This window comes from Nitratireductor sp. J20-h4 (genome assembly GCF_056780505.1).
Genome location: NZ_CM165557.1, coordinates 1,274,015 through 1,298,881, shown reverse-complemented (window position 1 = coordinate 1,298,881; position 24,867 = coordinate 1,274,015). Strand labels below are relative to the sequence as shown.

Below are 24,867 nucleotides of genomic sequence, written 5' to 3'. Positions count from 1 at the left end.
CAATCCGTATCGCGCAATTTTCAATCAATTCGAGCTTTGCGGCGCTGCAACGCGATGACGATGCGAAACGCGACGAAGACCAGCGCCACAAGCAGATGCGACAGCGCGATCAGGGGACGGGCGCCGAACATCTCGGGAAAGCCCCAATACATCGTCGTCTCCATCGCCGCGCAGATGAACCAGATCACCGGCCCCCAGGAGGCCGTCATCCACAGGCCGATGCCGGCGAACGGAAAAAGCACCGACAGCGACACCGACGCGACCTGCCACTCCACCGGCATCGTGTCGAAACGCCAGAGCGGCCCGTCATAATAGCCGATCAACCGGACCCAGTAAGCGACCCCGAACATCAGGCTGTAGGCGGCAACGACGCGCAGGAACCAGGGAAACGCCGCCTCGACCAGCCTCGGGCGCCAGGCCGCGGCGTCGACGCCGTCCTCGCTCATAGGTCCAGATCCCGGTCGAGCGGCGCGAAATAGGCGTCTACGATCTCCGGCGTCACCGCGTCGAGCGTCGCCGGCCGCCAGACCGGTGTATCGCCCTTGTCGATGATGGCCGCGCGGATGCCCTCGTAGAAATCGTGGCCGGCCAGCATGTGGCTGACAATGCGGTACTCCATGCGCATGCACGCGGCCATGTCGCTTGCCGCGCCCTCGATGATCTGGCGGTGGGCGACGCGCAGGCTGGTGGGGGAGCGCTTGGAAAATGTTTCCAGTGTCGCGGCGGCGAACTCCTCCCCGGCCTCGGCCCCGCGGCGCAGGGACGTCAGGATCTGATCGAAATCGTCCGGCGCGAAATGGCGGGCGATGGCTGACAGCGTGTCGGCCGCGGTCTCGCACGGCACCACCTGCGCGTAGCGCGCGGCAACCGCGTCGGCATCGCCGCTTTCGGCGAGCGCGGCCAGGATCGCCTCGAGATCGGCCTGTCGGACGGCGTGGCTTGCAAGCCCGCTCCACACCGCGTCGCCCTGGCGGATGCGGGCGCCGGTCAGACCAAGATAGAGGCCGAAGCGATCCTTCAGGCGCGGCAGGATGTAGCTGCCGCCGACATCGGGGAAAAAGCCGATACCGACCTCCGGCATGGCGAAGACGGCGTTTTCGCTCATCAAGCGGTGGCTGCCGTGAAACGATACGCCGACGCCGCCCCCCATGGCGATGCCGTCGACCAGGGCGACATAGGGTTTGGGATAACGCGCGATGGCGAGGTTGAGGCGATATTCGTCGGCGAAGAAGTCGAGCGGCGGTTTGCCGGCGCGTCCGGCCTCGTAGATATGCAGGATATCGCCTCCGGCGGAAAACGCCCTGCCCTCGGCCTTGATGACGACCAGCGCCACCTCGGGGTCGTCGGCCCAGGCGGCGAGCGCCCTTGTCAGCGCCAGCACCATGGCGTGGGTGACCGCGTTCAGCGCCTTGGGGCGCGTCAGCGTCACCACCCCGGCGGCCCCAAGCCTTTCGAAGCGTATGTCCTCGCCGCCGCCGAAATCCATGCCGATCGTCCTTCGCGTCGTCTGCGCCGCGAGGTCGCCGCGCCGCATGATCCGGCCGGCCTCGCCCGATGCCGAGGCTTATGCGGCGACCGCGCCGGCGTCAATCTCGCCGGCGACAAAGCCGTAACAGATCACCCAAGCCGGGCTTTGTGCGCTGTCGCACCCATGCTATCCCTCGCCCGGAAATCGCCCCCGCCATGGAGTGCGCCATGAACCGCATGTTTCGCGACACCAAAACCGGCGCGCGCAGCGTCGACGAGATCACCGCAAGCCGGCGCCTGCGACGCCTGCGCAAGGCCGACTGGTCGCGCCGCATGGTGCGCGAGAACCGGTTGACGGTCGACGATTTGATCTGGCCGATCTTCGTCATCGAGGGCGAAAACCGGCGCGAGGAAATCGCCGCCATGCCCGGCGTCTACCGCATGACGCTCGACCTGGCGGTCGCGCAGGTGGAGGAAGCCGCGAAACTCGGCATCCCGGCGATCGCCACCTTCCCCAATATCGAGCGCGGCCGGCGCGACCAGACCGGCTCGCACATTCTCGACGCCGACAACATTCTCAACAAGGCGAGCCGGGCAATCAAGCAGGCGGTGCCGGAGATCGGCATCATCACCGACGCCGCGCTGGACCCGTTTACCGATCACGGCCATGACGGCATTCTGCGCGAGGGCGTCATCGTCAACGACGAATCGGTGGCGCAGATCGCCGAGGCGGCGGTGCTGCAGGCTGCGAGCGGCGCCGATGTGATTGCGCCATCGGACATGATGGACGGGCGCATCGGCGCGGTGCGCGACGCGCTCGACGCCAACGGCTTCCAGGACGTGGCGATCATGTCCTACGCGACCAAGTTCGCCTCGTCCTTCTACGGCCCCTATCGCGAGGCGGTCGGCACGGCCGGCCTGCTTCAGGGCGACAAGCAGACCTACTATATCGACCACGCCAATTCCGACGAGGCGATGCGCGAGGCCGAGCAGGATCTCACCGAGGGCGCCGACATGATCATGGTCAAGCCCGGCCTGCCCTATCTCGACATCGTCCACCGGCTGAAGGACGCCTTCGCCGTGCCAACATTTGCCTACCAGGTGTCGGGCGAATACGCGATGATCAAGGCGGCGGGCGCCAATGGCTGGATCGACGAGGACCGCGCGATGATGGAATCGCTGCTGTGCCTCAAGCGCGCCGGCTGCGACGGCATCCTGACCTATTTCGCGCCGCAGGTGGCGCGGGCGCTGGCAGACAGTTGATGGCCGCGACACGGATTTTGCGCCCCGGCCTAGCGCGACAGGGCGCGAGCCGATGAACCCGGCGCGTCTGCTCGTCCTGGCCGCAGGACTGACCGGCGCCGCGGGCGTGGCGCTGTCGGCGGCGGCTGCGCATGCCGGCGGCGGCAATGTGGCGACCGCCGCGCAATTCCTGCTGTTCCATGCCCCTGCCCTGCTGGCGCTCGGGCTTTTGTCGCACGCGCGCCTGTCGCACGCGGCCGGGATTGCTCTTCTTGCCGGCCTGATGCTGTTTTCCGGCGACCTTCTGATGCGGCACTATGCCGGCATCCGGCTTTTCGCAATGGCCGCGCCGGCCGGCGGCACGCTGATGATCCTCGGCTGGCTTGGCGTCGCGGGCTCGGCCCTCGCCACGCCGCGCGGGACGAGATGACGACCACCGGGTGCGCAATTCTTGATTTCGGCCGGTCGATCCCCATCTGCAATGGGCAGGCGGACGGGTCCGCGACTGCGGAAAGGACAGGATGAGCGACAATATTCTCGACGGTGAAGTTCTGGCCACGCGCCTCGACGACTGGCGCGTCTACGAGGGCGTGCGCACGCGCCGGGTCTTCGCTTTCCTGCTCGACTATCTGTTCATCGGCCTGCTTGTGATCCCGTTCGCGGTACTGGTGTTCCTGCTCGGCGTGCTGACGCTCGGACTAGGCTGGGCGCTGTTCGGCGTTCTCGGCCCGATCGTGGCGTTGATCTATATCTGGAGCACGCTCGGCGGTGCAAAGCAGGCCACGCCCGGCATGCAGCTGATGAGCCTGCGCCTGGACCGGCTCGACGGTCGCCCGGTAGACGGTCTCCTGGCCGTGGTCCATACCGTGCTTTTTTGGGCCGGCAATGCGATCCTGACGCCGTTCGTGCTCTTGGTCTCGCTGTTTGCCGACCGCAAGCGCACATTGCACGATCTGCTGCTCGGCACGGTGGTGACGCGCGCCGACCGGTAACGCGCGGCTTGCCGGCCGCGCCACGTTCAGGCTCCATTCAATATTTCTGAACACACTTGGCCTTGGCAAAGCCCAAGAAACGGTTGACGTTTTGCGTGCGCCGCCCAAGCTATGGCCTGTCCGCAGATATCGGAAACCATGACGCAGCATACGACCCAGTCGCCGCAGTTTTTCCTGACCGCCCCCTCGCCCTGCCCCTATATTGACGGGCAGTTCGAGCGGAAGGTGTTCACGCATCTGGTCGGCGACAAAGCCCCCGAGCTCAACGACCTGCTCACGCAGGGCGGGTTTCGTCGCTCGCAGAACATCGCCTACCGGCCTGCCTGCGAAACCTGTCGGGCCTGCGTTTCGGTACGCATCCTGACCGAGGACTTCCGGCCGTCGAAAAACATGAAGCGGATCGCGCACAAAAACGCCGACCTGATCGGGGCGGTGCACGACGCGGAGCCGACGACGGAGCAATATTCGCTGTTTCGCGCCTATCTCGACGCACGCCACCGCAAGGGCGGCATGTCGGACATGACCGTGCTCGACTACGCCATGATGGTCGAGGACACGCATGTCGACACCAAGATCATCGAATATCGCCGCCGCGGCCCGGAGAGTTTCATCACCGGCACCGGCCAGGGCGAGCTGATAGCGGTGGCGCTGTCGGACACGATGGCCGACGGGTTGTCGATGGTCTATTCCTTCTACGATCCGGCGCAGGAAGAACGCTCGCTCGGCACCTTCATGATTCTCGATCACATCGCACGGGCACGCTCAGCCGGACTGCCGCATGTCTATCTGGGCTACTGGGTCCACGGCTCACCCAAGATGGACTACAAGATACGCTTCCAGCCGCAGGAACATCTCGGTCCCAAAGGGTGGGAGCGCTACGACGGCGCGGCCTGACGGCACGAGGGCCGCCGCGCCAGGGTCCCGGCCTGCCGCGACCGGGGCAGGCATTGTCGAACGCAAAACGCTGAAACACTTGTCACGCGCGGCCGGGTAGTGCGATGCCGAAACCGGGCTAAGGTCCCCGCAAATCACGCTGTTTTCAATCGGACCCGCCTGACCCGCCATGACCGCTTCCCCCAGCCACCACACCAAGGGCCTCGTCATCACGGCGATCGGCGGCATGACGCTGACCAGCGACATCCCGCTGATTCGGCTCGCCGACGGCGATCCATGGTCGATCCTGATGTTGCGCACCGGCACGACGGTCGCCGCCGCGCTCGTCATCTGGTTCATCTGGCGGTTGGTGCGCGGCAACGCGCCGGCCCTGATTCCCGGTCGGGCCGGCCTGATGGTCGCCGCGCTCTACGCGGCCTCCTCGGTGACCTTCATCATGGCCGTCTACAACACCACAACCGCCGACCTGGTCTTCCTGCTGGCCTTCAACACCATGTTCGCCGCGCTGCTGTCGTGGCTGTTCTTGAAGGAGCGCCCGCGCCCGGCGACGATGATCGCCATGGCGCTGATGCTGACCGGCATGCTGATCATCGTCTATGACGGCATCGGCACCGGCAATCTGGTCGGCGACCTGTTCGCCCTTGTCTCCGCTTTCATGCTGGCCACCGCGATCACGATTTCACGGGCGACCGGCAAGGATATGGGCTTTACCGCGCTGGTGGCGGTGTCGCTGCCCTTCTTGATTTCCGTGTTCATGGTCGCCAAGACCGGCTACCGGGTCGAGGCGCCGGGATGGATCCTGTTCAACGGCGCCGTCATCATGCCGATCTCGTTCTTCTGTCTGGCGACCGGTCCGAAATATATTTCCGGGCCCGAGGTGGCGATGTTCTATCTGCTGGAGACGGTTCTGGCGCCGGTCTGGGTGTGGATGATCTTCGCCGAGGTGCCGACCGCGGCCTCGATGACCGGCGGCGCGATCCTGATCGTGACGCTGATCGCGCATTCCCTGTGGCAATTGCACGACGGCAGGCGGCGGCGCGCCGCGCTCGCGGTGCGGCACCCGGCCTGAACGAAACGACGCGGCGTGCCGGCGATCAGTATTTCTGCGGCACGTAGAGTTCGGGCGGCAACACCTTGCGCTCGTAATTGGGATTGAAGACCCGTTCGGGCAGAGCGATATCCTCGTGCGGCACCGGCTCGTAAGGTACCTGATTGAGCAGGTGATCGATGCAATTCAGCCGCGCCCGCTTCTTGTCGTTGCCCTCGACGATGTACCAGGGCGCCTCGGGAATGTTGGTACGGGCGAACATTTCCTCCTTGGCCTTGGTGTACCCTTCCCAGCGCACGCGGCTCTGCAGGTCCATCGGCGACAGCTTCCACTGCTTCATCGGATCGTGGATGCGCATCAAAAAGCGCATCTGCTGCTCCTCGTCGGTGATCGAGAACCAGTATTTGACCACCAGGATGCCCGAGCGCACCAGCATGCGCTCGAATTCCGGCACGTCGCGGAAAAATTCCTCGACCTGGTCGGGCGTGGCGAACCCCATCACCCGCTCGACGCCGGCGCGGTTGTACCAGGAGCGGTCGAACAGGACGATCTCGCCTCCGGCCGGCAGATGCGGCACATAACGCTGGAAATACCATTGCGAGGTCTCGCGCTCGGACGGCGCGGGCAGCGCGACCACCCTGGCAATGCGCGGGTTGAGACGCTGGGTGATGCGCTTGATGACGCCGCCCTTGCCGGCCGAGTCGCGCCCCTCGAAAATCACCACGATCTTCTTTTTGTAATGGGCGACCCAGTCCTGCAGCTTGATCAGTTCCGACTGGAGCCGGATCAGTTCGCGGAAATAGGTCTGCCGGTCGATCGTGTCGGGGTGGGCCTTCTTGTAGACCTTGCGGATTTCCATCGACAGGGCCGGCTCCGACAGTTCGAGCTCGTAATCCTCGTCGAGCGTGTCGGCAAGCTCGGCCTCAAGCCAGTCCTTGCCGCCATCGGTGCTGTGCATCATGTCCCTCATCTTTCCTGCGTACGACCCCGCCCGGCCGCGATCCCGCGCGGTGCAGCAACTCTCTAGCCCGCATCAATGACGGAATTATTGCAAGCGCGTGACAGGCTCTGCCGCCCGCCAGAGCCGGCCGTCGCCCTGTCTTCGGCACGTTGGAGACAGCCGGGCAAGGACAGGCTATCAAAGTGACGTGCCGTCACGCTTAATACACAAGGTCGCCGCCCCTCCCACACACCGCAACGCAATTGAACGCACGGACAATTCATGACAAAGCCCGCCTTCACCACACGTTTCCAGATCAGCTTCGGCGACTGCGATCCGGCCGGCATCGTGTTCTACCCCAATTTCTACCGCTGGTTCGACGCGACCTGCCACGCCTGGTTCCGCGCCGCTGCCGGCAGCCATGTCCGGCTTTGCGAGGCTCTGGGCAGCGTCGGGGTGGGACTGGTCGATTCGGGGGCCAGTTTCCGTTCGCCGGCAACGGAGGGCGACGTGCTGGAGATGGCGCTTGCCGTGGAGGCGTGGAACCGCAAGACGCTGCGGCTCGGTTACCGCGGCACGGTCGGTGAGCGGCTGGTGGTCGAGGGTTTCGAGCTTCGCGCCGTGTTCGTGCGCGCGGACGGGCGGATGCGCGCCGGCGAGACCGGACCGCTGCGAACCTTGCTCGAACAGTCCGGCGCAACGACCACCACGGCATCGTGAGGCGTCAGAAAAAAACCGCCGGCCCATGGCCGGCGGTTCGCGTGGAACCCTGCTGCGTTCAAGAACCGAATCAACGCAGCGTCCGAACAGACTGATTTCGAATCGTTTCTGCGATCCGACGTCGTATCCGAGCGGGGCCGGCCGGCTAGAAGTCGAGGGCGATATCCTTGTCGCCTTCGCGCAGCCGCGTCGGCAGGCCGATGCGGTTCAGCAGGCCGAGGAAAGGTTGCGGCGGCAGTTGCTCCACATTGACCATTTTCTGCACGTCCCAGGTGCCGTCGGCGATCAGCATGGCGGCGGCGACCGGCGGGACGCCGGCGGTATAGGAGATCGCCTGACTGCCGACCTCCTCGTAGCAGGCCTTGTGGTCGCAGATATTGTAGATGAAGACCTCGCGCGGCTTGCCGTCTTTCTCGCCCTTGACGAGATCGCCGATGCAGGTGTTGCCGGTGTAGTACGGCGCCAGCGAGGCCGGATCCGGCAGCACCGCCTTGACCACCTTGAGCGGCACCACCTCGAGCCCCTCGGCGGTCGTCACCGGCTGTTCCGACAACAGGCCGAGATTCTTCAGCACGGTGAAGACGGTGATGTAGCGTTCGCCGAACCCCATCCAGAAACGGACATCCGGCACGCCAAGGTTCTGCGACAGGGAATGGATCTCGTCATGGCCGGTCATGAAGGTCTGGCTTTCGCCGACAACCGGCAGGTCCCAGACCTTGCGGACCTCGAACATCTGGTTGGACGTCCATTTGCTGTCCTGCCACGACCAGACCTGACCGGTGAACTCGCGGAAATTGATCTCGGGATCGAAATTGGTCGAGAACCAGCGATTATGGCTGCCGGCATTGACGTCGATGATGTCGATGGAATCGACCCGGTCGAAATAGTCGTTGTTGGCCAGCGCTGCGTAGGCGTTGACGACGCCCGGGTCGAACCCGACGCCGAGAATGGCGGTCACGCCCTTGTCCTCGCACTCCTTGCGCCGCTTCCACTCGTAATTGGCGTACCAGGGCGGCGTCTCGCAGACCTTGGCGGGATCCTCGTGGATGGCGGTGTCGAGATAGGCCGCGCCGGTCTCCAGACAGGCCGACATTACCGACATGTTGACGAAGGCGGAGCCGACATTGATGACGATTTGGGCGCCGGTGCGCTCGATCAACGCCCTGGTGGCGGCGACATCGAGCGCGTCGAGCGCGTGCGCCTCCAACACGCCGTCCTGCTTGAGGCTGCCCTTTTCGCGCACGCTGTCGACGATGGCCTGGCATTTTTCCACCGTGCGCGAGGCGATATGGATGTCACCAAGCACGTCGTTGTTTTGGGCACATTTATGAGCCACCACCTGGGCGACGCCGCCGGCGCCGACGATCAAGACATTGTTTTTCATCCTGACTCGTTCAACTCCATAGTTGGAAACAATGATGATCCGGCGCCGAAGCGCCGGCGTTTCGGTTAAGACAGGCTCGTCACATAGTCATCGAACGAAAACGTCCTGATGACATCGACGCTGCCGTCGAGCTGGCGCACGGCGATGGCGGGCATGTTTACGCCATTGAACCAGTTCTTCTTGACCATGGTGTAGCCTGCGGCGTCCTGGATCGAAATCCGGTCGCCGATGGAGAGTTCCTTCTCGAAGCGGAATTCGCCGAAAATGTCGCCGGCCAGGCAGGATTTTCCGCAGATCATGTAGCTGTGTGGGCCGGTATCGGGGCGGATCGTGGCGCGCTCGCGGTAGATCAAGAGGTCGAGCATGTGTGCCTCGATCGAGGAATCCACGATCGCCAGATGCTTGCCGTTGAACAGCGTGTCGAGCACGGAAACCTCGAGCGTGGTCGAGTTCGTCACCGCAGCCTCGCCCGGCTCCAGATAGACCTGGACCCCGAAGCGGTCGGCAAACGCCGACAGGCGGTCACAGAAGGCGCCGAGCGGATAGTCCTCGCCGGTGAAATGGATGCCGCCGCCGAGACTGACCCAGTCGACATGGCCGAGCAGGTCGCCGAAACGGCTTTCGATCTCGCCCAGCATGCGATTGAACAGCGCGAAATCGGCATTTTCGCAATTGTTGTGGATCATGAAGCCGGAAATGCGATCGAGCACGCAGGCGATGCGGTCGGTGTCCCATTCGCCAAGCCGGCTGAACGGCCGCGCCGGATCGGCAAGATCGAAACCGGAACTGCTGATACCCGGATTGAGGCGCAGGCCGCGCACGATGCCGGAGGCCGCGGCCTCGAACCGGTCGAGCTGGCCGATCGAATTGAAAATGATCTTGTCGGCATAGCCGACCACGGCGTCGATTTCGTGATCGGCATAGGCGACCGAATAGGCATGGGTCTCGCCGCCGAACTTCTCGCGACCGAGCCCGACTTCGTAAAGCGACGACGAGGTCGTTCCATCCATGTAGTCGCGCATCAGGTCGAAGACCGACCAGGTGGCAAAGCACTTCAGAGCCAGCAGCGCCTTCGCGCCCGAGCGCTCGCGCACATGGGCGATCTTTTCCAGATTGCGAAGGAGCTTCGACTTGTCGATCAGATAATATGGCGTCTGGATCATCGGCCCCGGTGGTCGCCTCGCAAGATTACCCGCTCTAGATTCGGAAATTAGCGCCGTGCCGGACGGCAACGCGCGTCCGGAGCTTCAGCCTGTCGGCCTTACTAGCCGAGACCGGCCATCGCCCGCAACGCCCCGCGGCGAAAAAGCCGCCACGCTCGGGGCGGCGTTTTGCTGCACGGTTGCCGCATCATCTTGCAGTTCGGCACCAAAGGGGAAACGCGTTGGCGGCGGCGCGCGACCGTTACCCGAACCTGCCGGTGCGCGGAAAGCCTTTTGGCGCCATGCGGCCGGCCGAGGCGCGCGCTCCCATCCACTCGGTCAGTTCCGCGCGGGTGCGGGTGAAGGTTCGCTCAGCCGAATCCTTCCACGACAGGCCTTCCTCGATGGCGAAGGTCTTGATGTCGCCGATGCCGCCATCCTTGTATTTTTGCAGGCGCACGCCCTTGCCACGGCTGAGCTCGGGCACGTCCGCCAACGCGAAGATCAGGAGCTTGCGATTTTCCCCGACGATGGCGACATGGTCGCCGGCGACGGGAACGCACAGCTTTGCCTCGTCCGGCGCCTTGACGTTCATGACCTGCCGGCCCTTGCGGGTGTTGGCCACGACTTCGGCCTCCGGCACCACGAAACCGTTGCCGGCCCAGGATGCCAGAAGCAGCTTGCGCGCTGGGTCATGGGCAAAGGCGGTCACGATCGCCTGGTCGTTGTCCATATCGACGATGATGCGCACCGGTTCGCCATGGCCGCGCCCGCCCGGCAGCCGGTCGGCGCCGATGGTGTAGAACTTGCCGCCGGTGGTGAAGATCAGCACCTTGTCGGTGGTCTGGGCGTGGAAGGCGAGCTTGAGCTTGTCGCCCTCCTTGAAGGACAGGCTCGACAGGTCGGACAAGTGGCCCTTCATCGCGCGAAGCCAGCCCTTTTCCGACACCACGACCGTGACCGGTTCCTTTTCGATCATCGCCTGGTGGATGTCGGAGAGATCATGATCGGGAGCTTCGGAGAAGGTGGTGCGCCGCTTGCCGAGATCGGGGTTCTTTTCCGGTCCGAATTTTTCACGGATCTCGCCGATTTCCCAGGCCACCGTGCGCCATTGCTTGGCCTCCGAGGCAAGCAGCGCCTCGATCTTCGTCTTTTCGTCTGTGAGCTGGTCGAATTCCTTGCGGATCTCGAACTCCTCGAGCTTGCGCAGGGCGCGCAGGCGCATGTTCAAGATCGCTTCGGCCTGGGTGTCGGTAAGCTCCCAGCGCGCCATCATCATTTTTTTCGGCTCATCCTCCTCGCGGATGATGCGGATCACCTCGTCGATGTTGAGATAGGCGATCAGATAGCCGGCCAGAATCTCAAGCCGCCGCTCGATTTCGCCGAGCCGGTGGCGCGAGCGGCGGACCAAGACCTCCTTGCGGTGGTCCAGCCATTCGCGAAGCACGCCGCCGAGCGACAGGACGTTGGGCACCCGTCCGCGCGTCAACACGTTCATGTTAAGCGAAAAGCGGCTTTCGAAATCGGTCAGCTTGAACAGCGATTCCATCAGCAGCGCAGGATCGACCGCCCGGCTCTTGGGCACCAGGACGACGCGGATGTCCTCGGCGCTTTCGTCACGGATGTCCTCAAGCAAGGGGAGCTTGCGGGCGAGCAGCAATTCGGCGGCTTTTTCGATCAGCCGCGATTTCTGCACGCCGAACGGGATTTCCGTCACCACGGCGATCCACGTGCCACGCCCCTGATCCTCCTGATGCCAGCGCGAACGCACGCGGAACGCGCCGCGGCCGGTCTCGTAGGCATCGAGGATCGACGCTCGGTCGTCGACGATGATGCCGCCGGTCGGGAAATCCGGTCCCTCGACGAATTTGAGCAGGTCTGCGACGCTCGCCTGGGGATTGTCGATCAGATGCAGCGCGGCGTCGCAGATCTCGGCCACGTTGTGCGAAGGGATCGACGTGGCCATGCCCACCGCAATGCCCGAGGACCCGTTTGCGAGCAGATTGGGGAAGGCCCCCGGCAAGACGACGGGCTCCTCCTCCTCCTCGTTATAGGTGGGCCGGAAGTCGACCGCGTCCTCGGCGATGCCCTCCAGGATCAGCGGCGACACTGCCGTCATGCGCGCCTCGGTATAACGCATGGCCGCGGCGCTATCGCCGTCGATATTGCCGAAATTGCCCTGACCGTCGACCAGCGGGTAGCGCATGGAAAAGGGCTGGGCCAGACGCACCAGCGCGTCGTAGATCGCCTGGTCGCTGTGGGGGTGGAACTTGCCCATCACCTCGCCGATGATGCGGGCGCACTTGGCGAACCCCTGCTCGGGGTTGAGACGCAGCAGGCGCATCGTATGCATGATGCGGCGATGGACAGGCTTCAGCCCGTCGCGCACATCCGGCAGCGCACGATGCATGATGGTGGACAACGCATAGGCGAGGTAGCGTTCCTCGAGCGCGTTTTTGAGGTCGACGGGCTCGATCGCGTCACCGCCATCGCCACCGGGCGGAATCAGGCTTTTTCCCATGTTTTCCGGTTAATGGAGTAGGTGTCGCCGGGCAAGTAGGCGCGCGCCAGAACGGCTTTGTGCCCCCAGCTTTCCCGGTATATAAGCACCTTCCGAACCATATGCGAATTCCACGCTGGCCTATGGCCGGGCCATAGAATATCCGCCAATGTGGGCAAATTCACTGAAATCGCGGCGTTTTCCGCGTTTCGACATTATCCCGTCCATTTGTTCGTCGTAGACTGGGCAAAGGGACTTCGAGCCAATTCAGGGAACACCTCCATGTCTTACCCACGCCTTCGCCCCCACGCTTATCTCTGTGCCGGACTGATGGCCGCCTTCGTGCCGCATGCAGCCCTGGCCGCCGATGCCGACGAGGTGGCGGCGCGCCTCAAGGCGCTGATGGAAAAACAGGGCATGGAAGCGTCCTGGTCCGGCATTGCCGGCGACGGCTCGCGGATGACGATGGAAGGTGTCACGGTCAAGCCGGCCGGCGAAGACGAAGCCTTTGCGCTCGGCGATATCGAGCTTTCCGACATTCGCGAGGATGGCGACACGATCATCGTCGGCACATTGGCGATGCCTTCCTACACCTTCTCCAACGAAGGCGTGAACGTGGCGATCGACGGCATCAGCGTCACCGGCCTCGAATTGGCGGCTGACGGCGACGACAGCGTCGCGGCGTTGGTCGGCTATTATGAAAGCGCCGACATGGACTTTCTGCGCGTGACCAGGGAGGGCCGGTCGCTGTTCATGCTCGAACAGCTTCATGTCGAGATGTCGCCGCCGAGCGACGACGCGCCGCTGGAATTCAGCGGCGCCGCGGAAAAATTCACCGCCGACCTGACCACCATCGAAGACGCGCAGACCAAAGCGGTCGTCCAGGCGCTCGGCTACGAGACCATCAACGGCTATCTGGAGCTGTCCGGCTCGTGGTCGCCCACCGACGGGCGCATGGTGCTCGACCAGTACGATATTTCCGTGGATCAGGCCGGCACGATCGGGATGACCTTCGACATCGGTGGTTACACGACGGAATTCATACAGGCTCTGCGCGACATCCAGGCCAAGATGGGAGAAACCGAAGGCCAGGACCAGTCCGCCCAGGGCATGGCCATGCTGGGCCTGATGCAGCAACTGACGCTCAACGGCGCCACCTTGCGCTTCGACGACGACACGCTGACCCAAAAGGCTCTGGAGTTCGTCGCCGCCCAGCAGGGCGCCAAGCCGGCCGCCATCGTCAACCAGGCCAAGGCGATCCTGCCCTTCGCCATGGCCCAGCTCAACAATCCCGAACTGACGGCGGCGGTCAGCGCGGCGGTGGGCAAGTTCCTCGACAACCCGCAGAGCCTTGAAATCCGCGTGGCGCCGGAGAGCCCCCTGCCGTTCGCCATGGTCGCGGCCGGCGCGATGACCGCGCCGCAGGCCCTGCCGCAGCAGCTTGGCATGAAGATCACCGCCAACGAATAGGCGCGGATCGCGAAACGCAATCGGCGACGGCCCGGTGCATTCGCCGGGCCGTTGCATGTTCCTGACTCAGCGGCGCATGTAGAGCCACAAGGTGGTCGGCGCGAGCACGATGGTGAGCAGCGCCGGCGCAAACAGCGCCAAGCCGATCTCGTGCACAGTCGCGCCGCCGTTCATCAGACCGCGCATAGCCGTCGTCATCAGCGAGACCGGGTTGATGTCGACGAAGGCGCGCAACCAGCCGGGCATGGTGGCGGGATCGACCATGATGTTGGAGGCGAACACGACCGGGAACAGGAAGGTGAAGCCGACGGTCATCACCGTCGTCGGCGTGCGGATCAACAGGCCGAGCACGAGGAATATCCAGCCCGTGCCGAAACCGATCGCGACCAGTAGCGCGAAAGAGGCGATCACGCCGACCAAGCCTTCCTCGGGCCGGTAGCCGAGGATCAGTCCGATGGTCAAGATGATCGCGGCGGCGATCAGGTGGCGCAGCATGTCGCCGACCATCAATCCGGCAAACGGCGCCAGCGGCCAGACCGGCAACGAACGAAAGCGGTCGAACAGGCCCTTGCCCAGATCGGTCGACAGGCCCATGCCGGAATAAACCGCGTTGAAAACCACGGTCTGCACCAGGATGCCGGGCAGGAAGAATTGAAGGTAATCGCTGGTCGATCCGGCGAGCGCGCCGCCGAACACGAAGGTGAACAGCAGCGTGAACATGATCGGCGTCATCACCAGATCGAAAAGCTGTTCGGGCACGTGTTTGAACTTCAACACCGCCCGCCAGGCAAACACCAGCGCGTTGGAAAAGGCAGAGGGACGACGCGGACGCTCCACGCCATGCAAGGCGGCCTCCAGGGCACGGGTTCGGCTCATCGATTGTCCTCCACCATCATATCGCTCTCCACCCCCTGACCGGTGAGCGCGAAAAACACTTCGTCGAGACTGGGCTGGCCCATGGAAAAGTCTGACGGCTCGATCCCCGCTTCAATCAGCGCGGCAATCGCCTCGTTGGCCGTCTGCGCGCTGCCGGCCTTCACCGACAATTGGGCGCCCTCGACGCTGGTCTGAACCGGACTGGCCAGGAGGACCTCCAGCAACCGCGCCGCCTCGTCGAGCCGTCCCCGGTCGGAGAGCGCGACATGCAAGAACCCGGAGCCGGTCTGCGCCTTCAGTTCGCGGCTGGTGCCCTCGGCGATCTTGCGGCCATGGTCGATGACGGCAATACGGGCGGCGAGCTGATCGGCCTCCTCCAGATACTGGGTCGTCAGCAGAATGGTAACGCCGGCATCCGCCAGGCCGCGGATCATGCGCCAGACCGCCTTGCGCGCCTTGGGGTCGAGGCCCGTTGTCGGCTCGTCCAGAAACAGCACGCCCGGCGTCACCACCAGCGACGCGGCGATGTCGAGCCGGCGGCGCATGCCACCCGAATAGTCCCTGACCTGCTTGTGGCCTGCATCGGCCAGGTCGAATGCGGCCAGAAGCTCGTCGGCGCGCGACTTGGCGGCGCGGCCGCGAAAGCCCCAAAGCCGCGCCAGCATCAGCAGGTTCTCGCGGCCGGTCAGATCCTCGTCGAGCGAGGCGAACTGGCCGGTCATGGCAATCACGGCGCGCACCTCGGCCGGTTCGCTCACCAGATCGCGGCCGAGAATGGTCGCCGTGCCGGCGTCCGGCCTGGAAAGCGTAGCGAGCATGCGCATCAGCGTCGTCTTGCCGGCGCCGTTGGGGCCGAGAATGGCAAAGATCATGCCGCGCGGCACGTCGAGGTCGATGCCGTCGACGGCCCGGACCGCGCCGAAATGCTTGACCAGGCCGCGCGCGGATATGGCCGGCTGCGCGGCGGCATTGTCGATCAGCGGTTTGCCTGCGGTCGATAGGTCGTTCATGGGGCCGGTCCGTTTCCTGAGGCGAGACGGCCGGACGGACGGCCGCATCAAGGGCAGACGCCTATAGCAGACGCAGGCGATCTCGGCACGTGGGGAGGAGAGCGATGCTGACATTCGCTGCCGACACGCGCGCGTCGCGCGCCCGCCATTGGCTATCTCTAGGAAGCATTTCGGCCCGACGCCCATTGGCGCAGGCAGGTTTGCACGATCACGCACGCACCCTGGCGCAAGGCGGCAGGCGCAAGGCGGAATTGTGGCCCCTCGCCCGCCATCGGCACGTGGACGAAACCGCTCATCGCCGGATCGAGCCCATCGCAGGCTCCGGCGCGCGACAGGACAAAAACCGTGTTGCACAAATAGCCGCCGGCATCGTCGGACCATTCGACCGGAAGGTTGTGTTCGCCGAGCGCTTTGGCGATCGCGTCGAGCGGCAGGCTGGAGGACAGGGTTGGCGGCCCGGCGCATATGCGCTCGGACGCGGGCAGGCCGCCTGCCTGGTCGGGACGCGCGCCGGCATGGCTGTTGCGCGCGCGGCGCTCGAGACGAAAGCCGCGACTCTCCGCGGCAAGCCCGAAATGAATGGCGATATCGGGTGAAAAGTCGTTTCCGATGGCCGAGAGCTGGGTGGCGATGGTGGCATAGTCGACGTCGAGCACCGCCATGCGCAGCGTGCAGGGAACATCGAAGCGCGGCGGGGCGTCGGCCAGGTCTGCGACCAAAGCTTCGGTCGGGTTGACCGGCGCGCCCGGGAAAGGGCCGAACCCGGTCAGCAGAACGCGGGGACCGTGGCCACGGGCCGCGGCCATCACGCCACCGCCAGAACCATGGTGGTGGCCGACGAGAACCCGAAAACATGGCGCAGGACGCCGGTCGAGCTGGAGGCGCCGGCCGTAAATCCCTTGCGCTCGTAAAGCGCCCTGGCGCGCGGATTGGTGTCGATCACGTCGAGGCGCAGTTCGGCAACGCCGCACTTCAGCGCGTGCTGGCAGACCGCGTCGAGCAGCGCCGATCCGATGCCGAGGCCACGCGCCTGCGGGGCAACGGCGATGCCGTCCATCAACAATTGGCCATCGGCCAGGTCGCGCTCCAGCGCCGACAGCAAGGCCCCGCGCCACACCGCGCCGACCCAGCCGTAGACGGCCGCCATCTCGGCAAGACCGCCGCCGACCATGGCGCCGTCTTTTGTCTTGAAACCGGCGATGCCGAGCAAGGTGGCGCCGTCGCCGCTGACCGCTGAAATGGCAAAGGCGGGGTCAATCACCGAGGCGACGAAACGCTCGCCGCGGCCGTCGCGGCCGAGCACGCCGCCGATCTTGCCGGAAAAGGCCTCGAAATAGAGCGCCGCGGCCTGGCCGCGAAGCGTTTCGGGAAACCCGGCGACGATACGCCAGTCCTTGCCCAAGCGGTCGCTACTCCTTCGCCGGCGCGACCACCCGCAGGTTGAGGTCGCGCAATTGCTGCGGCATGGCGGGCGACGGCGCACCCATCAACAGGTCCTGGGCCTGCTGATTCATCGGGAACATCGTCACCTCGCGCAGATTCTTCGCTCCGACCAGGAGCATGATGATGCGATCGATGCCGGCCGCCATGCCGCCATGCGGCGGCGCGCCGTACTGGAACGCCCGGTAGAGACCACCGAAACGCTCCTCGACGGCGGCGCGGTCGAAACCGACGATCTCGAACGCCTTGACCATCACATCGACAAGATGGTTACGAATGCCGCCCGATGCAATCTCGAACCCGTTGCAGACGAGATCGTACTGGTAGGCCTTGATCGACAGCGGCTCCGCGCTTTCCAGCGCCTCCAGCCCGCCCTGCGGCATGGTGAAGGGGTTGTGACCGAAATCGACCTTCTTTTCCTCCTCGTTCCATTCGTAGAACGGGAAATCGACGATCCAGGCGAGTTCGAATCGGTCGCGGTCGACCAGGTTCAGTTCCTCGCCGGCGCGGGTGCGCGCGCTGCCCGCGAAGGCGGCGAATTTCTTCGGGTTGCCGGCGACGAAGAAGCAGGCGTCGCCGTCTTCGAGGCCGAGCTGGGTGCGGATCGCCTCGGTGCGCTCCGGCCCGATGTTTTTGGCCAGCGGTCCCGCGCCTTCCAGCCCCTCGCCTTCCTTACGCCAGAAAATATAACCGAGCCCCGGCTGCCCCTCGCCCTGCGCCCAGGAGTTCATCCGGTCGCAAAAGGCGCGGCTGCCGCCGGTCCTGGCCGGAATCGCCCAGACCTCGGCCTTGTCGTCATTGGCCAGGATGTTGGCGAAGACCTTGAAGCCGGAGCCGCGGAAATGCTCCGACACGTCCTGCATCTCGATCGGGTTTCTGAGGTCCGGCTTGTCGGACCCGTATTTGCGCATCGCCTCGTCATAGGGAATGCGCGGAAAAACGTCCGTCACCGGCTTGCCGTCGGCGAATTTCTCGAAAATGCCGCGCATGACCGGTTCCATGGTCGAAAACACGTCTTCCTGCTCGACGAAGCTCATTTCGAGATCGAGCTGGTAGAATTCGCCCGGCAGGCGGTCGGCGCGCGGATCCTCGTCGCGGAAGCAGGGCGCGATCTGGAAATAGCGGTCGAAGCCCGACACCATGATCAGCTGCTTGTAGATCTGCGGCGCCTGCGGCAGCGCGTAGAACTGGCCCTCGTGCAGACGCGAGGGAACCAGGAAGTCACGCGCGCCCTCGGGCGAGGACGCCGTCAGGATCGGGGTCGAATATTCGGTAAAGCCAACCTCGCCCATCGCACGGCGCATCTCGGCGATGATTTTCGTGCGCGCGACGATGTTCTTGTGCAGGGTCTCGCGGCGCAGGTCGAGGAAGCGGTATTTCAGCCTTATGTCCTCGGGATAGTCAGGCTCGCCGAAGACCGGCAGCGGCAGTTCCTTGGCCTGCGACAGCACCTCGATGTCGCGCGCGAAAATCTCCACCTCGCCGGTCGGCAGGTTCGGGTTGACGGTGTCTTCGGTGCGCGCCTTGACCTCGCCGTCGACACGGATCACCCATTCGCCGCGTACCGTCTCGGCCGTCTTGAACGAGGGCGAATCGGGATCGGCAACGATCTGGGTCAGGCCAAAATGATCGCGCAGGTCGATGAACAGCAGGCCGCCATGGTCGCGGACGCGGTGAACCCATCCGGCAAGACGAACGGTCGCGCCGACATCGGCTTTTCTCAGTTGGGCGCAGGTGTGGCTGCGATAGCGGTGCATGAGGGAAATTCCGGTCTGTGGATTCAAGGGGGACCGGCGTTGCGCCGCCTGGTCCGGAAAGTGGCGCGAAAAGCGCACGGGCGGGGCGTTTTGTCAAGGCGACGGCGGCCGTCCGGCGGCCGCCCGACGCTGTTGGCGGCGAGGCGGCGCGTTTCCCCACTTGTCTCAGATCAATGCACCGCCCGGATGCGCATGATGAGTGCCCCGGGATAGGCCCTGGCCTATTGGGTGATACAAGACCCTGTCGTATCAATAAAAGGATCGCGTGCCGGAGAAGCCATCGTGAGAGCCGTCCGTATCCTTGGTCTTTTGGCGGTTGCCGCCGCGATCGCGTTCGGCGCCTACCAGTACTGGTCGCGTCCGATTGCGGTCACAACCGTCTCACCGACGCGCGGCGACGCCGCCGAGATCGTCTACGCCGCCGGCATCGTGGAGCCCCGCACCTGGGCCAAGGTCACGGCGCTGGTGCGCGAACGCATCGTGTGGGTGTGCAATTGCGAGGGGGAACGCGTCGCCGAGGGCGACGAGCTGGTGCGCCTCGACGACACCGAGGCCGCCGCCGTGCTCGCGGAACTGAAGGTACGCCATGCCCTGGCCGCCGCAGAGCGCGACCGGATCGCGCTGCTGGTCGAACGCAACGTCATCAACCAGACCGAACTCGACCGGGCGCATTCGGCGGTCGCGCAGCTCGAAGCGCTGATCGCCGGCCAGGAGGCGCGGATCGCCAACTACGTGCTGACCGCGCCCAGCGACGGCGTGGTTTTGCGCCAGGACGCCGAAGTCGGCGAAATCGGCGAGCCGGGCATGGTGCTGTTCTGGGTCGGGCGTCCCTCGCCGCTGATCATCGTGGCTGAGGTCAACGAGGAAGACATTCCGCGCGTGGAAACCGGCCAGCAGGCGCTGCTGCGCGCCGACGCCTTTGTCGGCCGCGCGCTCGAGGCCACGGTCGACAGCATCACGCCGAAGGGCGACCCGGTGACCAAGACCTACCGTGTGCGCCTTGCCCTGCCCGCCGTCACGCCGCTGCGCATCGGCATGTCGGTCGACGTCAACATCGTGGTGCGGGTGTCCCGCCAGGCCCTGCTATTGCCGACGCTGGCCGTCGCCGACGGCAAGGCTTTCGCGGTCGAGGGCGACACGGCGCGCCAGAAAGTGATCGAAACCGGCATTCGCGGCACGACCCATATCGAGGTGCTCGGCGGGATCGACGCGCAGGCGCGCGTGATCTCGCCCTATCCGGAGGCGATCGAGGACGGCCAGCGCGTCCGCGCCGGCGCGGACGGCTGATGCGCCTGATCCTCGACATCGCGCTGACGCATATTGTCGGGCGCGGACGCCAGACCTTCGTGGCCGTGATCGGGGTGGCCGTCGGGGTTGGCTTTTCCATCGCCATGGCCGCCCTGATGCAGGGCGGTCAGGACGATTTCGTCGAGCAGCTGATCGACACCATGCCGCATGTGCAGATCACCGACGAGCGCCGGACCTCGAAACGACAGCCGGCCGAGGATCGTTTCGCCGCCGCGCAGATATCCGGGCTGAGACCACCCGACGACCGGCGCGGCATCATCAATCCCACCGCCGCCACGGCCTGGCTCGACGCCTGGCTTCCCGGGCGCTATTCGGCGAGCCTGAGAACCCAGGGCGTGGTGCGCTACGTCGGACGCGAGGCCGGCGCCTCGATCGTCGGGGTCGATCCGGAAACCGAACGGGCTGTCTCGCCGATCGTCGGGGATTTCGTCGCCGGAAGTTTCACCGCGCTCGGCGCGGGCGGCAACAATATCGTCATGGGCGACCGCATGGCCGACAAGCTCGGTGCCCGGCTCGGCGACACGGTCTCGGCAGTGTCGTCGACCGGCCTGTCGCGCGCCTTCAGGATCGTCGGCCTGTTCCACACCGGCACGACCGCGCGCGACGAGGGCGAAGCCTATATTCTTTTGAAGAACGCGCAGATCCTGTCGGAGCGCGCCAACGCCATCAACGATATCCGCGTCAAGCTCGACGACCCGTTTTCCTCGCCGCCGATCGCCCGGCGCATCGAGGCCGAACTGGGCTACAAGGCGGTAGCCTGGCAGGAGGCCAGCGAGGGCATCATGGAGGCCTTCGTCGTGCGCAACGTCATCATGTACACGGTCGTTGCGGCGATCATGCTGGTGGCCGGCTTCGGCATTTTCAACATCGTGTCCACCATCACCCACGAGAAGGCGCGCGACATCGCCATCATGAAATCGCTGGGGTTTTCGCAAAATGACATGCAGCGCATGTTCGTCATCGAGGGCCTGGCGATCGGCGGAGCGGGCTCCGCGCTCGGCTGGGCGCTCGGCTTCGCGCTGACCACCGCGCTCGCCTCGGTGCGTTTCGAACTCGACGCCGGCGGCCAGGAAATCACCAATCTGCCGATCGCCTGGAGCGCGCTGCACTACGCCATCGCCAGCGTCTTCGCACTCGGCTCGGCGGCGGTCGCCGGCTACCTGCCGGCCCGGCGCGCGGCGCGGCTCAATCCGGTCGACATCATCCGGGGGGCGTCATGAGCGCGCTGATCGAGGCCGACGGGCTGACCCGCATCCTGCCCGAGACCGTGCCGGTCACGCTGGTCAAGGATGTCAGCCTTTCGATCGATCCGGGCGAGTTCGTCGCCATCACCGGCCCGTCCGGATCGGGCAAATCGTCCCTGCTCTACCTGCTCGGCCTGCTCGATCTGCCGACATCCGGACGGCTGAGCGTCGACGGCCGCGATTGCGGCGACATGGACGAGGCCGCCCGCGCGCGGCTGCGGCTCGACAAGATGGGTTTCGTGTTCCAGTTCCATTTCCTGCTGCCGGAATTTTCCGCCCGCGACAATATAGCGATCCCGATGCGCAAGCTCGGCCGGCTGTCGCGGGGGGAGATAAACGACCGCGCCGAGGCCCTGCTCGCCTCGCTCGGGCTCGAAGACCATCTGCACAAGAAACCGTTCCAGCTTTCCGGCGGCCAGCGCCAGCGGGTCGCGGTGGCGCGCTCGCTCGCCAACGATCCCGCGCTGCTGCTGGCCGACGAACCAACCGGAAGCCTGGATTCGAAAAGCTCCGAGCAGGTGTTTTCGATCTTGCAGGCGCTGGTGCGCGAACAGGGCAAGACCGTGCTCGTGGTCACGCACGACATGGAAATGGCCGGACGCATGGACCGGCGCATCCACCTGGTCGACGGCATGCTGGCCGATGCCGAGGCCACCGACTGACACCCGGCCCGGCCAAAGCGCATGACGTGACGTTTTCGCAACCGAACAGGTCCGATTGGCACTAACGCACGGCGCGAAATCGCGGCATGATCACCGGCGTCCGATTCCTCCCGCACACGCGGTCCATGTCCTCGATCCGTCCCCTCATCCCCTTGCTGATCGCCGCCGGCATCCTGCTCGGCGGCAACGGGCTGCAAGGCACGCTGATCGCGCTGCGCGGCGCCCAGGAAGGCTTCGCGCCATCGACGATCGGGCTGATGGGCACGGCCTATTTCGGCGGCTTCCTGCTCGGCTGCCTGGCGATCTCGCGCATCATGAAGGCCGTCGGCCATGTGCGCGCCTTTTCCGCGCTGGCCGCGATCGCGTCGGCGGGAACCCTGCTTTTGGTGCTGATGATCGATCCGGCAACCTGGTCGGCGATCCGGTTTGCCAGCGGGTTCTGTTTCGCCGGGCTGTTTACCGTCATCGAGAGCTGGCTCAATTCCGGCGTCGCCAATCGCGACCGGGCACGGGTGCTGGCGTTCTACCGCATCATCGATATCGGTGCCGTTACCGGCGCGCAGTTCCTGATCCCCGTCTTCGGCGCCGACGGGTTTTCGGTGTTCGCGGTGATGTCGATCATGATCACGCTGTCGCTGGTGCCGGTCTCGCTCGGCGACCGCTCGAACCCCGTCCCGCCCGCCGATGTGCGGCTCGATCTCGGCCGGGTGTGGCGCATATCGCCGGTCGGCGTGATCGGCTGCGTCGCCGTCGGCATCACCAACAGTGCGTTTCGTACCCTGAGCCCGGTCTATGCCGAGCAGATCGGCATGTCGGTCACCAACGTCGTGACCTTCGTCAGCGCCGGCATCGTCGGCGGCGCGCTGATCCAGTATCCGCTCGGCTATCTTTCGGATCGCTGGGAACGGCGCGCGGTGCTGCTGCTGACCACGGCCGGCGCGCTGGGCGCCGCGCTGGCACTGGTGTTTTTCGCCGGTTCGGGCCCGCTCGCCAATTTCGTGCTGGTGTTCATCTTCGGCGCCTTCGCCATGCCGCTGTTTTCGCTGTCGGCCGCGCACGCAAACGACCGCGCCGGCAAAGACGAGTTCGTGCTCGTCAACGCGGCGCTGATGCTGTTTTATTCCTTCGGCGCGATCGGCGGCCCGTTTGCCGCCTCGACCGCGATGGAATGGTTCGGCCCGCGCTATCTGTTCGCGTTTTCCGCCGTCATCTATGCCGCGCTGATCGCCATCATCGTGCACCGCATGGTCACGCGCGGCAGCGTTCCGGCCGACCAGCGCGGGCGCTTCACCGCGCTGTTGCGAACCTCGACGGCGTTCGCCCGGCTTGCCCGGCGCCGCGACGACACGCGCCACGGCGACGACGGCCGATAGACGCAGTCGGCATCGTCGCACGCCCTGCCCCGCACTGCGTTCGCGCCGCGGCTTTTTCCCTGCCGGAAGGAAAAACCATTCCATCAAACCGCTTCCATCTGACGATAAACGGCACTAAAGACCGATTATGCATGTGATTACGACCACCGCCGAGCTCGCCGACACCGTTGCAAGCCTTTCGAAATCCGACTTCGTCACCGTCGACACCGAATTCATCCGCGAGACCACTTTCTGGCCGGAACTGTGCCTGATCCAGATGGCCGCGCCGGGCATGACGGCGCTCGTCGACCCGCTCGCCCCCGGTATCGATCTGGGACCTTTCTTCGAGCTGATGGGCAATGAGCGCGTCACCAAGGTGTTCCACGCCGCCCGCCAGGACATCGAGATCGTCGTTCATCGCGGCGATCTCGTGCCGCACCCGCTGTTCGACACCCAGGTCGCGGCCATGGTGTGCGGCTTCGGCGACAGCGTGTCTTACGAGCAGCTTGTCCAGAAGATCACCGGCGAACGCATCGACAAGTCGTCGCGCTTCACCGACTGGCGCCGCCGCCCGCTGACCGAGCGCCAGCTCGCCTACGCGCTGGCCGACGTCACCCATCTGATCGACGTCTATCGCCATCTGCGCGACGAACTCGACCGCGAGGGCCGTGCCCATTGGCTCAACGAGGAAATGCAGGTGCTGACCACCCGCGAAACCTATGCGCCGGACCCGGAGGATGCCTGGAAGCGCCTGCGCGTGCGTCTGCGCAAACCGGTCGAGCTGGCCGTGCTGAAATCAGTCGCAACATGGCGCGAACTGGAAGCACGCGCAAAGAACGTGCCGCGGGGACGCGTGCTCAAGGACGACGCGCTCAGCGAAATCGCCGTGCAGCAGCCGCAGGACCAGACCGCGCTGGCGCGGCTGCGCACGATCCCGAAGGGGTGGGAGCGCTCGGGCGCCGCGGCCGGCGTGCTGGAAGCCGTCAACGCCGCCCTGGCGCTGCCGCGCGAGGAGATGCCGCGGCTGCCCAAGCAGCCGCAACTGCCGGAGGGCACGGCCGCCGCGGTCGAACTGCTGAAGGTGCTGTTGAAGCATGTGGCCGAGAAAGAAGGCGTGGCGGCCAAAATGCTCGCCTCGGGCGACGACATCGAGCGTATCGCCGCCAACGGCACGGAGGCCGACGTGCCTGCGCTGCACGGGTGGCGACGCGAGGTGTTCGGCGACACGGCGCTCAAGCTGGTGCGCGGCGAACTTGCCTTGCGTTTCGAAGATAGGAAGGTCGCCATCTTCGAGCCGTGAGGCGGGCTGACATCGCGCGCGGCCGGCCCGTCGCGCCGGAACCAAGTACGAGGCATTCGTGTCGTGCGACCCAGGCCGGGTGCGCATGATCGCCGGCGAACCGTATTTCCGCCCGACGT

General features: G+C 65.2%; 23 protein-coding genes. 12 read left to right on the top strand and 11 right to left on the bottom strand.

Annotated features, from left to right (window positions below):
- Positions 1–20: 20 nt before the first annotated feature.
- Positions 21–446, bottom strand: a complete 426-nt coding sequence (locus tag ACT2B0_RS06325) for a DUF6163 family protein (RefSeq protein ID WP_473462647.1) — start codon at positions 444–446, stop codon at positions 21–23.
- Positions 443–1,486: an enoyl-CoA hydratase/isomerase family protein gene (locus tag ACT2B0_RS06320; protein ID WP_473465821.1), complete on the bottom strand. Its 1,044-nt coding sequence runs from the start codon at positions 1,484–1,486 to the stop codon at positions 443–445. The genes ACT2B0_RS06325 and ACT2B0_RS06320 overlap by 4 nt, the downstream gene beginning before the upstream one ends.
- Before the next feature lie 209 nt (positions 1,487–1,695).
- Here ACT2B0_RS06320 and hemB point away from each other — a divergent pair, with 209 nt between their 5' ends.
- The 5 genes from hemB (at position 1,696) to ACT2B0_RS06295 (ending at position 5,664) form a co-directional block, all read left to right on the top strand.
- A complete protein-coding gene (hemB, locus tag ACT2B0_RS06315) occupies positions 1,696–2,730 on the top strand; it encodes a porphobilinogen synthase (RefSeq protein ID WP_473462644.1) in 1,035 nt (344 codons plus the stop codon).
- A 52-nt stretch (positions 2,731–2,782) separates the two neighbouring features.
- Positions 2,783–3,139 (top strand): DUF423 domain-containing protein, encoded by a 357-nt coding sequence (locus ACT2B0_RS06310; protein ID WP_473462641.1) that lies wholly within the window; start codon positions 2,783–2,785, stop codon positions 3,137–3,139.
- Positions 3,140–3,230: 91 nt separating this feature from the next.
- Positions 3,231–3,701 (top strand): RDD family protein, encoded by a 471-nt coding sequence (locus ACT2B0_RS06305; RefSeq protein WP_473462639.1) that lies wholly within the window; start codon positions 3,231–3,233, stop codon positions 3,699–3,701.
- Between the two features lie 138 nt (positions 3,702–3,839).
- Entirely contained in the window at positions 3,840–4,595 is a 756-nt protein-coding gene (locus ACT2B0_RS06300; protein WP_473462637.1) for an arginyltransferase, read from the top strand.
- 169 nt (positions 4,596–4,764) lie between these two features.
- Entirely contained in the window at positions 4,765–5,664 is a 900-nt protein-coding gene (locus tag ACT2B0_RS06295) for a DMT family transporter (protein WP_473462634.1), read from the top strand.
- A gap of 25 nt (positions 5,665–5,689) precedes the next feature.
- On the opposite strand, the gene ppk2 is transcribed toward ACT2B0_RS06295, so the two are convergent.
- A complete protein-coding gene (ppk2, locus tag ACT2B0_RS06290) occupies positions 5,690–6,604 on the bottom strand; it encodes a polyphosphate kinase 2 (protein ID WP_473462631.1) in 915 nt (304 codons plus the stop codon).
- Positions 6,605–6,865: 261 nt separating this feature from the next.
- Here ppk2 and ACT2B0_RS06285 point away from each other — a divergent pair, with 261 nt between their 5' ends.
- A complete protein-coding gene (locus tag ACT2B0_RS06285) occupies positions 6,866–7,303 on the top strand; it encodes an acyl-CoA thioesterase (RefSeq protein WP_473462628.1) in 438 nt (145 codons plus the stop codon).
- Between the two features lie 145 nt (positions 7,304–7,448).
- Here the strand turns inward: ACT2B0_RS06285 and ACT2B0_RS06280 are convergent, their stop codons facing one another.
- The 3 genes from ACT2B0_RS06280 to parC form a co-directional block, all read right to left on the bottom strand.
- Positions 7,449–8,687, bottom strand: a complete 1,239-nt coding sequence (locus tag ACT2B0_RS06280; protein ID WP_473462626.1) for a saccharopine dehydrogenase family protein — start codon at positions 8,685–8,687, stop codon at positions 7,449–7,451.
- Positions 8,688–8,752: 65 nt separating this feature from the next.
- Complete coding sequence (locus ACT2B0_RS06275) at positions 8,753–9,850, bottom strand: carboxynorspermidine decarboxylase (RefSeq protein WP_473462623.1); 1,098 nt, start codon at positions 9,848–9,850, stop codon at positions 8,753–8,755.
- A gap of 241 nt (positions 9,851–10,091) precedes the next feature.
- Entirely contained in the window at positions 10,092–12,350 is a 2,259-nt protein-coding gene (gene parC, locus ACT2B0_RS06270; protein ID WP_473462621.1) for a DNA topoisomerase IV subunit A, read from the bottom strand.
- Positions 12,351–12,611: 261 nt separating this feature from the next.
- Between parC and ACT2B0_RS06265 the strand changes: the two genes are divergently transcribed.
- Positions 12,612–13,799, top strand: a complete 1,188-nt coding sequence (locus tag ACT2B0_RS06265) for a hypothetical protein (RefSeq protein WP_473462618.1) — start codon at positions 12,612–12,614, stop codon at positions 13,797–13,799.
- A 66-nt stretch (positions 13,800–13,865) separates the two neighbouring features.
- Here ACT2B0_RS06265 and ACT2B0_RS06260 read toward each other — a convergent pair whose 3' ends face one another.
- From ACT2B0_RS06260 to aspS, 5 genes are all read right to left on the bottom strand, one after another.
- A complete protein-coding gene (locus ACT2B0_RS06260) occupies positions 13,866–14,675 on the bottom strand; it encodes an ABC transporter permease (RefSeq protein ID WP_473462616.1) in 810 nt (269 codons plus the stop codon).
- Complete coding sequence (locus ACT2B0_RS06255; RefSeq protein ID WP_473462613.1) at positions 14,672–15,685, bottom strand: ATP-binding cassette domain-containing protein; 1,014 nt, start codon at positions 15,683–15,685, stop codon at positions 14,672–14,674. The genes ACT2B0_RS06260 and ACT2B0_RS06255 overlap by 4 nt, the downstream gene beginning before the upstream one ends.
- Before the next feature lie 158 nt (positions 15,686–15,843).
- Entirely contained in the window at positions 15,844–16,491 is a 648-nt protein-coding gene (locus tag ACT2B0_RS06250; RefSeq protein WP_473462611.1) for a pyroglutamyl-peptidase I, read from the bottom strand.
- On the bottom strand, positions 16,491–17,087 hold the full coding sequence (locus tag ACT2B0_RS06245) for a GNAT family N-acetyltransferase (protein WP_473462609.1): 597 nt from the start codon (positions 17,085–17,087) through the stop codon (positions 16,491–16,493). Before ACT2B0_RS06245 ends, ACT2B0_RS06250 begins: the two co-directional genes overlap by 1 nt.
- Before the next feature lie 7 nt (positions 17,088–17,094).
- Positions 17,095–18,882, bottom strand: coding sequence for an aspartate--tRNA ligase (aspS, locus tag ACT2B0_RS06240; RefSeq protein WP_473462607.1), 1,788 nt, complete (start codon positions 18,880–18,882; stop codon positions 17,095–17,097).
- A gap of 282 nt (positions 18,883–19,164) precedes the next feature.
- Between aspS and ACT2B0_RS06235 the strand changes: the two genes are divergently transcribed.
- From ACT2B0_RS06235 to rnd, 5 genes are all read left to right on the top strand, one after another.
- Positions 19,165–20,169: an efflux RND transporter periplasmic adaptor subunit gene (locus ACT2B0_RS06235; RefSeq protein ID WP_473462604.1), complete on the top strand. Its 1,005-nt coding sequence runs from the start codon at positions 19,165–19,167 to the stop codon at positions 20,167–20,169.
- Entirely contained in the window at positions 20,169–21,410 is a 1,242-nt protein-coding gene (locus tag ACT2B0_RS06230) for an ABC transporter permease (RefSeq protein ID WP_473462602.1), read from the top strand. The genes ACT2B0_RS06235 and ACT2B0_RS06230 overlap by 1 nt, the downstream gene beginning before the upstream one ends.
- Positions 21,407–22,096, top strand: a complete 690-nt coding sequence (locus tag ACT2B0_RS06225; protein WP_473462600.1) for an ABC transporter ATP-binding protein — start codon at positions 21,407–21,409, stop codon at positions 22,094–22,096. Before ACT2B0_RS06230 ends, ACT2B0_RS06225 begins: the two co-directional genes overlap by 4 nt.
- A gap of 125 nt (positions 22,097–22,221) precedes the next feature.
- On the top strand, positions 22,222–23,469 hold the full coding sequence (locus ACT2B0_RS06220; protein ID WP_473462598.1) for an MFS transporter: 1,248 nt from the start codon (positions 22,222–22,224) through the stop codon (positions 23,467–23,469).
- Positions 23,470–23,596: 127 nt separating this feature from the next.
- Complete coding sequence (rnd, locus tag ACT2B0_RS06215) at positions 23,597–24,748, top strand: ribonuclease D (protein WP_473462596.1); 1,152 nt, start codon at positions 23,597–23,599, stop codon at positions 24,746–24,748.
- The last annotated feature ends 119 nt before the right edge of the window (positions 24,749–24,867 follow it).